This window comes from Polymorphobacter sp. PAMC 29334, assembly GCF_019431245.1.
GTDB classification, from domain to species: Bacteria; Pseudomonadota; Alphaproteobacteria; order Sphingomonadales; family Sphingomonadaceae; genus Polymorphobacter_B; species Polymorphobacter_B megasporae.
Genome location: NZ_CP080243.1, coordinates 3,465,060 through 3,477,653, shown reverse-complemented (window position 1 = coordinate 3,477,653; position 12,594 = coordinate 3,465,060). Strand labels below are relative to the sequence as shown.

Genomic DNA, 12,594 nt, shown 5'->3' with positions numbered 1-12,594 from the left:
TGAATACCGGTCATCACCACGGTCGTAGCGCTGGCGGCGCGGACTTGCCACCGATGGCGTGGCGCGCGCGCGCCCGTTGACGTAGGACGAACGCGTGACCGCCGTTCCCCTTACCCCTCTCCGCCGCCCCGAAGACGTCGACGCGGCGCTGCGGCCGCAGACGCTCGACGATTTCGTCGGGCAGGCGGCGGCGCGCGAGAACCTCGGGGTGTTCATCGCCGCGGCGAAGGGGCGGGGGGAGGCGCTCGACCATGTGCTGTTTCATGGGCCCCCGGGGCTCGGCAAAACGACGCTCGCGCAGATCGTCGCGCGCGAGTTGGGCGTCGGGTTTCGGGCGACGTCGGGGCCGGTGATCGCCAAGGCGGGTGACCTTGCCGCGCTGCTGACCAACCTCGAAGCCAATGACGTGCTGTTCATCGACGAGATCCATCGCCTGTCGCCGGCGGTCGAGGAGATCCTGTATCCGGCGATGGAGGACCGCGCGCTCGACCTGATGATCGGTGAAGGGCCGTCGGCGCGCAGCGTGCGGATCGACCTGCCGCCATTCACGCTTGTCGGGGCGACGACGCGTGCGGGGCTGGTGACGACGCCGCTAAGGGACCGGTTCGGCATCCCGTTGCGGCTGCAGTTCTATTCGGTCGACGAACTCGAAAGCGTCGTCACCCGCGCCGGTCGGCTGCTGGCGATGGACCTGACGCCGGAAGGCGCGCGCGAGATCGCGGGGCGGTCGCGCGGGACGCCACGGATTGCCGGGCGGCTGTTGCGGCGGGTGCGCGACTTCGCCGGGGCGAATACGGTCGATCGGGCGGCAGCTGATCGCGCGCTGAACCGGCTTGAGGTCGATACCCTCGGGTTGGACGCGATGGACCGGCGCTACCTGATGATGATCGCCGACATTTATCGCGGCGGTCCGGTCGGGGTCGAGACGCTCGCCGCGGGGCTGTCGGAGCCGCGCGATACTGTCGAGGAGGTGGTCGAGCCGTATCTGATCCAGACCGGGCTGGTGGCGCGGACGGCGCGCGGGAGGATGCTCAACCCGGCGGCGTGGAAACATCTCGGGGTCAAGCCGCCCGCGACGGCGGTGCAACTGCCGCTGCTCGACGACGACCTCTAGCCTCAGCCCGGTGGCAACTGGGTCAGCGGCGTCTCGGGCAACTTTTCCGGCGGAGCGCCGACCTCGGCCTCGGTCAGCACCGGCGCGTTGACGGCATCGGCATGACCCTGCGCGAGTTCATCGGCGGTGAGCGGCGTCAGGTTCGGGTCGATCGTCGCGGGCATGGCGGGGGCTCCTTCAAGCTTACCCGACAACGCTGGCCGCGACGACCGGCTCCGTCAGATTCCCGCGTACCATTCGTAGCCGCGATCTTCCCAATAGCCGCCCTTGCCGAGCTCCATCTTGGCGAAGCTGTCGACCGCTTCGATCCGCATGACGTACTTCGCCTGCTTGTAGCCGAGCTGACGTTCGATCCGCATCCGACACGGCGCGCCATGGGCGACGTCGAGGGGCTGCCCCCGCATGGTGTGAGCGATAATCGTCTGCGGGTGGAAGGCGTCGACGAGATCGACGCTCTCGTAATAGCGCCCGGTCGACTGCGCGCCGCCCTTGGAGATCTCCCCGCCATAGGTGTCGGCGCAGTGGAAGACGATATACTTCGCCGTCGGCAGCAGCCCTGCCGCCTTGAGCAGCGGCCCGAGCTGCGGCCCGGTCCACTGACCGATCGTGCTCCATCCCTCCACGCAGTCGTGGCGAGTGATCTGGGTTCGTGCCGGCAGCGCGCGCAGGTCGGCGAGCGACAGCGCCATCGGCTTCCGGACCAGCCCGTCGATCTTGAGCCGCCAGTTGGCAAACCCTTCGTCGACGTGGCGGCGATAGTCGTCGTCCTTTGGGTTGGTCGAGCCGTTGGGCTTGAACACCGGCGAAATGTCGGCGACGCTGAACTCCTGCGCGAGCGCGTGGCGGCCGATCAGCCGCTGCCAGCCGTAGGTCGCGCTTTCGGCCTTGGCGACGAAATCGTTCGCCCCGACCGAGTTCGAAAGCTTGTCGCAGCCCGACAGCAGCAGGCCGCCGGCGCCGACCCCGATCAGCGACCGGCGTGTGAGGATGGTCATGAGCGGCGCGCCCCGTTCTTGCGATTTTGGCCAGTGTCGTACCAGCCCGTGATCATCGAGCGCAGCTGGTTGATCGGCCCGGCGAGAATGACCATCGCGACATGCACCACGATGAAGGCGATCGTCAGGTCCATCACGATGAAGTGGATCGACCGCGCCGATGATCGCCCGCCGAACAGCTGCGGCAGGAACCCGTGCGCCGCGGCGTCGAACCCCGGCGACATCGACAGGCCCGTCAGGACCATGACCGGTAGGATGACGAACGCTGTCGCTGAGTAAGCGACGCGCTGGAGGATGTGATATTCCTTGTCGTCCTCGCCACGCGGGAACTTGAGCTTCGCGTGCTGGACGATGTCGTGCCAGATATTGATCGGCGCGATCTGCTTGAGCCGGGGCCAGATGTCATCCTGCAGGTGCCGCGTGACAAGCCCGTAGATCAGGTAGGTCAGGCCGTTGAGGATGAACAACCACGCGAAGAAGAAATGCCAGCGGCGGGCGGTGGCGAGGTCGCGATTGGTCGGGAAGGTCGCCCATTCGGGAAAGCCCTGTGCGATGGGCTCGCCGTCGGCTCCCTTGGCGAGGCCAAGGACGCCGGTTGTCTCGACCGTGACCGGACCGACGCGGGTCATGCCGATCGGCGTGCCGTCAGCCTTGCTGCTCGCGCCGATCTCGAACCAGCGGCGCGAGTCGTCGTTGTTGGCGCCATACTGGCCCCAGTAGAGCGCCGGATGGGCGTTGAAGATGTTGAGTCCGCTCGCGATCAGGAAGCCGATGCACAGCACGTTGATCCAGTGGCACACACGCGTGACGACGCGGTGGCGGTAATAGACCCGTCCCAGCGGCGGCGCGACAACGGTGTCGGCAAGCGGCTGGCTGGGCGGCGTTTCGGCAACGGAGGCCATGCGTGCGTCCTTCGGGTCGCGGGCGTAATGGAGTGTCGCGGGCGGCGCGCCGGTTGTAAAGCGCGCCGCCCCCGGCCTGATGTCAGTGCGGCTTCGACGCCATCGCGTCCTTCTTCATCATCGCGTCGTGCTTCTTCATTTCGGCCTTGGTCATCTTCTTGCCCGCCATGTGGTCGGTGGCCATCGCATCGGTCGCCATTGCGTCGTGGGGAGCCATCTTGTCGGTCGCCATCGCATCGTGCGCGGCGGGCTTGTCGGACTTCATCGCGTCTTGCGCCATCGCGGCGGTCGTGCCGAATGCCGAGACGGCGGCGGCGAGCATAAGGGTCTTGATCAAGGTCATCGTCTTCTCTCTCAGATGGGCCGCCCGCCCCATGGCGACCGGCGGTGGGTAAAGCAGGGTCTGCCGCGGACTGCGGCGGAAAACGGTCAGCCGCGAACCGCGGCGAGGATCGGGCCGCCGCTGGTCTGGACGAGCACCGCGGTCAACAAGCCGGGCGCGGCGGCGGGAAGCTTGAGCGTTGCTGCCGCCCCGTCCCATTTGCCGAGCTTGACGAGCTGGCGGACGACGTTGCGGTGGCCGATCGTCCGGCCGGTATTCTCGCCGGCGCGGATCGCGACCGCGATCGTCCGCGGATCGTAGCGGACGAGCCAGACGTCGGCACCTCCGACGGGGACGCTGCCCGACCCGACTGCGACGCTATCGGCGGCAAGGATCAACGCCGGGCCGGCGCGGCGGCGGACGCCTTTGAGCGCGCCCTCGATCTGGCCGTGCTGCGCGCCGACGACATCGCTGGTCCCATCGACGATGACCTGCGGCGTCCAGACCTGGTCGTGGTGCAAACCGCGGGCGTAATCCCACTGGCGTGAGGTCTGCGCCGCGCTGGCGAACGTGTCCTTCCAGCCGAGCTGATCCCAATACGTCACCGCAAAAGTCAGCGCGAGGACGTCGGGGCGGTCGGCGACGGCGTTCAGGTTGGTGATCGCGGGCGGGCACGACGAGCAGCCCTGCGACTGGTAGAGCTCAACGACGGTCGGGTGCGACGCGTCTATCGGCTGGGCGGCCAGGGGAGCCGAAATCAGCGCGGCGGCGAGCAAGGCGGAACGGAGCATCTTCACTGTCCTCGTGGGTGTTCGAGGACTTGTTCGGCAGGACGCGAGTGGTGGTTACAGCTAATTCGTCATCCCGGCAGAGGCCGGGATGACGAATTTTCGTCTGATCGGCTCAGTGCTTCGTCAGGCGATAAAGCTCAGCAGGTCGGCGTTGAGACGGTCCTTCGCGGTCATGTGCAGGCCGTGCGGCTCGTCGTCATATTCGATCAGCTTCGATCCCGCGATCATCCGGGCGGCGACGCGCCCCGAGCTGTCGATCGGCACGGTCTGGTCGGCGGTGCCGTGGATGATCAGCGTCGGCATCGTGAACGCCGCCATGTCGGCGCGGAAATCGGTCCCCGCGAAAGCCTTGGCGCATTCGATCGTCGCGCGTTGTGAGCCCATCATCGCGATCTGCTGGGTCCACTGCAGATGCTCGGCCGAAACGCGCTTGCGCAGCAGCGAATTGCCATAGAATTGCTGGCCGAAGCTGCCGAAGAACGCCGCGCGATCCTCCTTCATGCCCTTGAGCATGTCGTCGAACACCGACTGCTCGACCCCGGTCGGATTGTCATCGGTCTTGAGCAGATACGGCGTCACCGCGCTGACGAGCACCGCCTTCGCGACCTTGGCTCCGCCGTGGCGGCCGAGGTAACGCGCGACTTCGCCGCCGCCCATCGAGAAGCCGACGAGGGTGATGTCGCTCAGGTCGAGGTGGTCAATCAGCTGCGCCAGATCGTCGCTCATCGTGTCATAGTCGTAGCCGTTCCACGGCTGGCTCGACCGGCCGAAGCCGCGACGGTCATAGGCGACGACGCGATAACCGTGCTCGGCGAGGAATGTCGCCTGCTCGGACCACATGTCGGCGTCGAGTGGCCACCCGTGGACCAGGACGATGACGCGCCCGCTGCCCCAGTCATTGAAGTAGATTTCGGTGCCGTCGCTCGTTGTGAATGTCGTCATCGGTCGCTCCTCGGTTACGACCCATCAACCGCTGCGATCCGGGGAAGTTCAGCGGTGACATCGAAGCTTCATGGACCTGCGCGCTTGCACCAGCGCCGCCGACACCATAGCGGCAGAACCGCAAAACGGGATCGATCGATGCTCCAGCTTTATTCGGCCGGCGAAAAACGGGTGACGTGCGACGGCGACCTGACAACGGCGCTATTGCCGCCGGGAACCGTCTGGCTCGACCTGAACGATCCGTCGAAGGCCGAGGAAGCGTTCGTCGAGCGCGTCCTCGGCATCGCCGTCCCGACCCGCGACGAGATGGTCGAGATCGAGCCGTCGAGCCGTCTTTACCAGGACGGCGATACGGTCGTCGTTATCGCCAGCCTCCTCGCCGGGGCTGCCGAGGCAACCCCGATTACAACAGCGGTGTCGTTCGTTCTTACACCGACGCACCTCGTGACGATCCGCTACGCCGCGCCGAAGGCGTTCGAGCTATTCAGCGCGCATGTCGAACGCTCGCCGACGTTATGCACCGACGCGACGATGACCTTGATCCATCTGCTCGATGCGATCGTCGACCGGATGGCCGATGTGCTCGAGGGCGTCGGGGCGGAGATGGACAATATTTCGAAATCGACCTTCCGCCGTGGCGGGTCGCGGACCCAGCGGATGACCAACGCCGCGCTCCAGGTCTTGCTGACGCGGATCGGTCATGTCCACGATATCGTCTCGAAGTCGCGGGTCAGCGGCGTCAGCCTCGCCCGTCTGATCAGCTTCCTCGGTAGCACGCTCGATCCGAAAGGGACGAAGGAGCATCTCGACGGGCTGGCGAAGGACGTGTCGTCGCTAACCGACCATGCGAGCTACCTAAGCGGCAACATCACCTTCCTGCTCGACGCCGCGCTCGGGCTGATCAACATCGAGCAGAACGCGATCATCAAGATCTTCTCGGTCGCGGCAGTCATCTTCATGCCGCCGACGCTGGTCGCGAGCATCTACGGCATGAACTTCAAGAACATGCCCGAGCTCAATTTCCACTACGGCTACCCGATGGCGCTCGGGATCATGGTCTGCTCGGCGGTGCTGCCGTACCAGTTCTTCAAGAGCCGGGGGTGGCTCTAGCGCGGGTCGAGCGCGCAGCCGTATGCGGGGGTGTACGTCGCGGTGTGCTTCGCCATTAGCGGCACCCACGCGGTGATCCGCTTCGCCGCCGGATCGTCCTTCATCTTGACGATCTCCATGCCGGGTTCGAAGTCGGTCGCGCATGATTTCATGTCGCGGTTGCCGACGTAGCGACACGAGCAGACGACGTGCGCGACATAACCGCTGGCGAGATCGGCGCGGCGGCCCCACGAGCTTTGCTCGAGCCATAGCCAGCCGAGACCGCCGACGACGGCGATCGTCCCCAGCATGATCAGCCACCAATATCTTGCCTTCACCGGCACGCCCCCACTACCATCGTCGGCCAACCGGAGAATGCTGACGCGATGCGGGCCGTGCGATCAAGTCTGATTCTGCTGGTGAGCCTGTGGGCGGGGCCGTCGATCGGCAAAACGGCGACGGAAACTGCGGTCGACCAGCTGTTTTCCGGCAAGGCGATCGGCGAGACCCGCGCGGTCGTCGTCCTCCAGGACGGCAAGCCGGTAATCGAGCGCTATGCCCCCGGCTATGGCCCGGACAACCGTTTCATTTCGTGGTCGATGGCCAAGTCGGTGACGTCGACCCTGCTCGGCACGCTCGTCGCGGCCGGCAAGCTCGACCTCAACGCCCCCGCGCCGGTGCCGGCATGGCACCGAGACCCCGCCGACCCGCGCGGCAAGATCAAGCTGATCGACCTCGTCTATATGTCGTCGGGCCTCGCGCACTCGGAAACCGGGCCGCCGGTCGAGGGTGCCGACACCAACCGCGCCTTGTTCAGCGACGAGAGCAACGACGCCGCTGCCGCCGCCGAGGCTGCGCCGCTCAAGTACGCGCCGGGTAGCCGCTTCGAATATTCAACGCTGACGACGGTGATCCTCGACGACATCATCGTCCGGACGATCGCCCCTGGCGCGACGACCCCTGCGGCGAGGCGCGCGGCGATGCAGGCGTTTCTCCACGACGCGCTGATCATGCCGTCGGGGATGGCGAGCCTCGTCTGCGAATATGATGCCGCGGGGACGATGCTCGGCGGCTCGTTCTGCCATGCGACGGCGCGCGACTGGGCGAAGTTCGGCCAGATGTACCTCGACAATGGCGTCGTCGGGGGGAAGCGGGTCGTTGCCGCACCGTGGGTCGCCTTCGTGCGCAAGCAGTCGCCGACCAACCCGGCGTACGGCGGACAATTCTGGCTCAACCACCCGGGGAACGCCGAGGGCCACCCGGCACTCTTCCCCGACCAGGGCCCCGCCGACCTCTATTCGGCGATCGGCCACCTCGGGCAGTACGTCATGGTCGCGCCGTCGAAGCACCTCGTCGTCGTCCGCCTCGGCAAGACCCCCGACGGTGAGCGCAGCGGCCTGCTCCCGGCGCTGGCCGCGCTGGTCAACAGCTTCCCCGACGCAAAGTGACTGACCAGCAGTCTTCCGGCGGCAGCGACCATCGCATTGTCGACGTCAAGCTCGACGAACGGACCATCCTGTGGCGCAATGCCGACATCGAGCAGGAGCGCCGCGTCGCGATTTTCGACCTGCTCGAAGGCAATTTCTTCAAGCCGGTGACGGCGGACGACGACGGCTATGCCGGGCCGTACAAGGTCGTGATGGGGGTCGAAGAGGGGCGGCTGACCGTCGCCGTCGCGACCACCGGCGACGCGCCACTGGAGGCGTTCGTCATCCCGCTATCGCCGTTCCGCCGCACCGTCCGCGACTATTTCGCGATCTGCGACAGTTACTTCAAGGCAATCCGCAACGCCACGCCGAGCCAGATCGAAACGATCGACATGGCCCGCCGCGGCATCCACAACGACGCGGCCGAAATGGTCATCGAACGCCTGGCGGCCCGTGTCGAAGTCGACTTCGACACCGCCCGCCGCCTGTTCACGCTGATCTGCGTGCTGCATATCAGGCAGTGATCCACCCCTCCGTCATCCCCGCAAAGGCGGGGACCCATCACCACAACCCGCTGGGTGATGGGTCCCCGCCTTCGCGGGGATGAGGAACTAACGACAGGTTTCACTGATGTCCGTCATGTCCGACCGCTGGATCCGTGAGCAGGCGCTCTCGACCGGGATGATCGAGCCGTTCGTCGACCGGCAGCAGCGCGAAGGGGTGATCTCGTACGGGCTGAGCAGCTACGGCTATGACGCGCGGGTGTCGGACGAGTTCAAGATCTTCACCAATGTCGATTCGGTCACCGTCGACCCGAAGGACTTCCACCCGGCGAGCTTTGTCGACCGCAAGACCGACTGCTGCATCATCCCGCCGAACAGCTTCGCGCTGGCGCGGACGGTCGAGTATTTCCGGGTGCCGCGCGACGTCCTGGTGATCTGCCTTGGCAAGTCGACGTATGCGCGGTGCGGGATCATCGTCAACGTGACGCCATTGGAGCCCGGCTGGGAAGGGCATGTCACGCTCGAATTCTCGAACACGACGCCGTTGCCGGCGAAGGTCTATGCCAACGAGGGCGCGTGCCAGTTCCTGTTCCTGATGGGCAACGAGCCGTGCGAAGTCAGCTATGCCGACCGCGCGGGCAAGTATCAGGGGCAGCGCGGGGTGACTTTGCCGAAGCTCTAACGAACCAGGGGTTCGTCGCCGTCACTCCGCGTCAGAAGCGCGTCGCGAACTGGAGACCGCCGCCGCCGCTGTCGCCGTACGCGGTCAGGCGGGTGTGGTCGCTCAGGCGGCGGGTGAACAGATACGCCGAGCCCTCGCCGATCGCCGCTCCGGCAACCGCGTCGTACCAGTGATGGTCGCGGGTGTGGACGCGGGCGAAGCCGACCGTCGCCGCGAACAGTTCGAACGGCAGCCCGACCTGCCAGCCGTACCGCGCGTGGAGATAGCCCGCTCCGGCGAAGGCGATCGAGGTATGTGCCGACGGGAACGAGTGTTCGCCGCCGTTGGGACGGCGCTCGTTGACGGAATATTTGAGTGCTTCGGTCGCTCCCAAGGTCAAAGCGCCGGTCTCGGCCAGTTCGATTAGCCCGGTATTATCGTGCTCATAAAGCGAGATGCCGCCGGCGGCGAGCGGGATGCCGATCTCGCCGACGTTGGCGAGACCATGCCAGAACTTGTCGCTGGCGACGGCAGGCGTCGCGGCAAGTACGGAAATGAAAGCGAGGATGGCGAAGCGCGACATATCTGATCCCGGGATCGGCAGGTGAAGTTGCTGGCCTAACCGTCCGCAACAACGCGGTCGAGCAGGGTCAGCCACGCTGCGGCGGAATGACCGATACGGTGTTGCATCAACAGCGCACTGCTCGCGCTGGGATCGGGGACTGTCCCGGCGACGGCCTGTACTGTAGCGGACAAAGCTGCGGCGGTTGGCGCAGCAACACGGCCGAAGCTCGGGTGGCACAGGATTTCGGGCACGGCAGCTGAGCAGGGCGTCGTCACGACGGGCACGCCGGCGGCGAGCGCTTCGATGAGCACCGCCGGATAGCCTTCGTAGCGCGACGTACACAGCAGGGCATCGGCGCGAGCGAGGTACGGCGCGACACTGGGAACATGGCCCGCGAAGGTGACGCGATCGGCGACCCCGAGCGCGGCAGCACGAGCTTCGAGGCGGCCACGCTCACGCCCGTCGCCGAGCAGGTCGAGCCGCCATTCCGGGCCGAGCGCGGCGAGAGTTTCGAAGGCGAGGCCGAAATCCTTCTGCGGCATCAACCGCCCGGCGGCGACGAGCGTGCGGGTCGCTGATGATGCCAGCGTTCGCGGCGGTGCCCCCGTCCAGTCGTCGGACAAATTGGGCTCAGCGACCGTCGCGACGCGGCGTCCGAGCACCGCCTCGGCCTCGGCAGCGAGCGCGGGCGACATCGCGACGAGCGCCGCATAATGCCGCGTCGCGCGGGCGAACCAAGCATTGAGCAGGCGCTGCCCGGGGGGGCCGCGCTCGGCGACGCGGATCGGGTTGCTGATCTTGGCGACGACCGGCAATCGCATCCCCGCCAGCCGCATCGCGATGAACGTCGGGACATGCCAGTTGCCCGGAGAGACGACGACGTCGGGGGCGAGGCGTGCGACCATGCTTGCGGCGGCGTGGCCGAAGCGCAGCCGGTCGGGGATGTCCCGAGTCAACGCGCGGCGAAACTCGACCACCGCCAGCCCGTCGGCGAGCGCCCGCGCGACCCCGGCCTCAGTCCCAGCAACGATCGTAATGCGCCGCCCGGCCTCCGCCCAGCGCTGTGCGAGACGGATCGCGATGCGTTCGCTGCCGCCGCCGGAGAAATCGTGGAGGACGAGCGCGATATGCGCCGCGCGTCCGTCGATGCTGGTCAACCGGTAATTCCTCCGCGTCGCTTGACTAGCGGGCGCCCGGTCACAAATCTATAACCACCGCCAAACGATCATCCTTGGGAGTCTTCATGCGTTCGATCCTGTTGCTCGGTGCCGCCCTGCTGGTCGTTGCCGCCGCGCCCGCGAAGCCGACGTACGGCGACTATGGCTTCGACGCCGCCGGCATGGACCGCAGCGTGACTCCGGGCAACGACTGGGGGCGCTTCGCCAACGGCAAGTACCTCGACGATCTCGTCATCCCCGACGACCGCTCGAATTACGGCATGTTCACCAAGCTGCGCGATCTGAGCCAGGAGCGGACGCGCGGGCTGGTCGAGGCTGCCGCCGCGACGAATGCCCCCGCCGGGACCGAAGGCCGCAAGATCGGCGATTATTATGCGAGCTTCATGGATGCGGCGACGATCGAGAAGAAGGGACTAGTTCCGCTCCAGCCGCGTCTGGATGCGATCGCGGCGATCGGCGACCGGGCGAAGCTGGCGGCGACGCTGGGCGACTTCAACCGCGAGGGGATCGACGCGCCGGTCAACCTGCGGCTGCGGCAGGACCTCAAGAACCCCGACATCTACAGCGTCTACATCGGCCAAGGCGGGCTCGGCATGCCCGATCGCGACTATTACCTCGACACCAAGAACCCGAAGTTCGCCGAGGTGCGGACGAAGTATCAGGCGTATGTCACGCAACTGCTGTCGCTTGCCGGGGTGCCCGATGCCGCCGCCAAGGCAAAGATGGTCTATGACCTCGAAGCGAAGCTGGCGGCGGTCCAGTGGAGCCGGGTCGAGCGTCGTCAGGTCGATAAGACGTACAACCCCGTCGCCACCGCCGAGCTGGCGGCGAAGGACCCCGGCCTGGACTGGACGTCGTTCCTCGCCGCTGCCGGGGTCGCGAGCCAGCCTCAAATCATCGTCACCAACCCGAGTGCGATTGCGGGCACGGCGAAGCTCGTTGCCGACGAACCGCTCGATGGGTGGCAGGCGTATCTGACCTTCCACACGCTCGATCGCTGGGCGCCGCTGCTGCCAGCGAAATTCGTCGATGCTAAATTCGCCTTCTCGGGAACTGTGCTTTCGGGTCAGCCGGTCAATCAAGAGCGGTGGAAGCGCGGAGTCGACGCGACGAGCGATGCGCTCGGCGAGGCGGTCGGCAAGCTGTACGTCGCCAAGTATTTCGCGCCCGACGCGAAGGCCAAGGCCGATGCACTGGTCAAGAACATCATCGCGGCGATGGACGCCCGGCTCGCCAATCTGACGTGGATGGACCCCGCGACCAAGGTCCAGGCCCGCGCCAAGCTCGCGGTGTTCACCCCGAAGATCGGCTACCCGTCGAAGTGGCGTGACTATTCGAACCTCGAGGTTCTTCGCGGCGACGCGCTCGGCAACGCCCAGCGCGCGGCGCGGTTCGAATTCCAGCGCGATCTCGATAAGCTCGGCAAGACGATCGACCGCAGCGAGTGGGGCATGACCCCGATGACGGTCAACGCTTATGCCAACCCGACGTGGAACGAGGTCGTTTTCCCGGCGGCGATCCTCCAGCCGCCGTTCTTCGATCCCAACGCCGATCCGGCGGTCAATTATGGCGGCATCGGCGCGGTGATCGGCCACGAGATCAGCCACCATTTCGACGACCAAGGGCGGAAGTACGACAAGCGCGGGACGCTTGCCGACTGGTGGACGGCGCAGGACATCGCGCGCTTCAAGGTGCTGACCGACAAGGTCGTCGCGCAATATGCCGCGTATCAGCCGCTCCCGGGGCTGCACATCAACGGCGAACTGACGCTCGGCGAGAACATGGCCGACCTTGCCGGGATCAACGTCGCCTATGACGCGTACCACAAGTCGTTGAACGGCAAGCCCGCGCCGGTGATCGACGGGATGACCGGTGACCAGCGCTTCTTCCTCGGCTTCGCGCAGATCTGGCGGCAGAAGTATCGCGACGCCGCGCTGCTCCAGCAGACGACGACCGACCCGCACACTGCGGGCTTCCTTCGCCCGAACGTCGCGCGAAATCTCGACGCATGGTATGCGGCGTTCGGCGCCAAGCCGGGCGAGACGCTGTATCTGTCGCCGGAGGAGCGCATCAAGGTCTGGTGAGGGATCATCAGGAGCGAGCGC

General features: G+C 66.4%; 15 protein-coding genes. 6 read left to right on the top strand and 9 right to left on the bottom strand.

What is annotated here, in order from left to right; all coding sequences use genetic code 11:
- The first annotated feature begins 94 nt into the window (after positions 1-94).
- Positions 95-1,114, top strand: coding sequence for a Holliday junction branch migration DNA helicase RuvB (gene ruvB, locus KZX46_RS20245; protein WP_219775447.1), 1,020 nt, complete (start codon positions 95-97; stop codon positions 1,112-1,114).
- 2 nt (positions 1,115-1,116) lie between these two features.
- On the opposite strand, the gene KZX46_RS20240 is transcribed toward ruvB, so the two are convergent.
- From KZX46_RS20240 to KZX46_RS20215, 6 genes are all read right to left on the bottom strand, one after another.
- Entirely contained in the window at positions 1,117-1,278 is a 162-nt protein-coding gene (locus KZX46_RS20240) for a hypothetical protein (RefSeq protein WP_216708448.1), read from the bottom strand.
- 54 nt (positions 1,279-1,332) lie between these two features.
- Positions 1,333-2,109 carry a molybdopterin-dependent oxidoreductase gene (locus KZX46_RS20235; protein ID WP_219775446.1) on the bottom strand — a complete coding sequence of 259 codons (777 nt, stop codon included), beginning with the start codon at positions 2,107-2,109 and terminating at the stop codon, positions 1,333-1,335.
- On the bottom strand, positions 2,106-3,011 hold the full coding sequence (locus KZX46_RS20230; protein WP_219775445.1) for a cytochrome b/b6 domain-containing protein: 906 nt from the start codon (positions 3,009-3,011) through the stop codon (positions 2,106-2,108). Before KZX46_RS20230 ends, KZX46_RS20235 begins: the two co-directional genes overlap by 4 nt.
- A gap of 82 nt (positions 3,012-3,093) precedes the next feature.
- Positions 3,094-3,354, bottom strand: coding sequence for a hypothetical protein (locus tag KZX46_RS20225; protein ID WP_219775444.1), 261 nt, complete (start codon positions 3,352-3,354; stop codon positions 3,094-3,096).
- An 86-nt stretch (positions 3,355-3,440) separates the two neighbouring features.
- Entirely contained in the window at positions 3,441-4,124 is a 684-nt protein-coding gene (locus KZX46_RS20220) for a thioredoxin family protein (protein WP_219775443.1), read from the bottom strand.
- A gap of 123 nt (positions 4,125-4,247) precedes the next feature.
- Positions 4,248-5,066 (bottom strand): alpha/beta fold hydrolase, encoded by an 819-nt coding sequence (locus KZX46_RS20215; RefSeq protein ID WP_219775442.1) that lies wholly within the window; start codon positions 5,064-5,066, stop codon positions 4,248-4,250.
- 138 nt (positions 5,067-5,204) lie between these two features.
- Here KZX46_RS20215 and KZX46_RS20210 point away from each other — a divergent pair, with 138 nt between their 5' ends.
- Positions 5,205-6,176, top strand: coding sequence for a magnesium transporter CorA family protein (locus KZX46_RS20210; RefSeq protein WP_219775441.1), 972 nt, complete (start codon positions 5,205-5,207; stop codon positions 6,174-6,176).
- Here the strand turns inward: KZX46_RS20210 and KZX46_RS20205 are convergent.
- Complete coding sequence (locus tag KZX46_RS20205; protein WP_219775440.1) at positions 6,173-6,493, bottom strand: hypothetical protein; 321 nt, start codon at positions 6,491-6,493, stop codon at positions 6,173-6,175. The genes KZX46_RS20210 and KZX46_RS20205 overlap by 4 nt on opposite strands.
- Positions 6,494-6,550: 57 nt before the next feature.
- Between KZX46_RS20205 and KZX46_RS20200 the strand changes: the two genes are divergently transcribed.
- The 3 genes from KZX46_RS20200 (at position 6,551) to dcd (ending at position 8,767) form a co-directional block, all read left to right on the top strand.
- Complete coding sequence (locus KZX46_RS20200; RefSeq protein WP_219775439.1) at positions 6,551-7,603, top strand: serine hydrolase; 1,053 nt, start codon at positions 6,551-6,553, stop codon at positions 7,601-7,603.
- Positions 7,600-8,106 (top strand): UPF0262 family protein, encoded by a 507-nt coding sequence (locus KZX46_RS20195; RefSeq protein ID WP_219775438.1) that lies wholly within the window; start codon positions 7,600-7,602, stop codon positions 8,104-8,106. The genes KZX46_RS20200 and KZX46_RS20195 overlap by 4 nt, the downstream gene beginning before the upstream one ends.
- Before the next feature lie 106 nt (positions 8,107-8,212).
- Positions 8,213-8,767, top strand: a complete 555-nt coding sequence (gene dcd, locus KZX46_RS20190) for a dCTP deaminase (protein WP_216708457.1) — start codon at positions 8,213-8,215, stop codon at positions 8,765-8,767.
- Positions 8,768-8,798: 31 nt separating this feature from the next.
- Here the strand turns inward: dcd and KZX46_RS20185 are convergent, their stop codons facing one another.
- The gene (locus KZX46_RS20185; protein ID WP_219775437.1) at positions 8,799-9,329 is read right to left on the bottom strand and encodes a phosphatase PAP2 family protein; all 531 of its coding nucleotides are present in this window, start codon (positions 9,327-9,329) and stop codon (positions 8,799-8,801) included.
- Between the two features lie 35 nt (positions 9,330-9,364).
- Positions 9,365-10,468 carry a glycosyltransferase gene (locus tag KZX46_RS20180; RefSeq protein ID WP_219775436.1) on the bottom strand — a complete coding sequence of 368 codons (1,104 nt, stop codon included), beginning with the start codon at positions 10,466-10,468 and terminating at the stop codon, positions 9,365-9,367.
- Positions 10,469-10,554: 86 nt separating this feature from the next.
- Between KZX46_RS20180 and KZX46_RS20175 the strand changes: the two genes are divergently transcribed.
- On the top strand, positions 10,555-12,573 hold the full coding sequence (locus KZX46_RS20175; protein ID WP_219775435.1) for a M13 family metallopeptidase: 2,019 nt from the start codon (positions 10,555-10,557) through the stop codon (positions 12,571-12,573).
- Positions 12,574-12,594 lie beyond the last annotated feature (21 nt).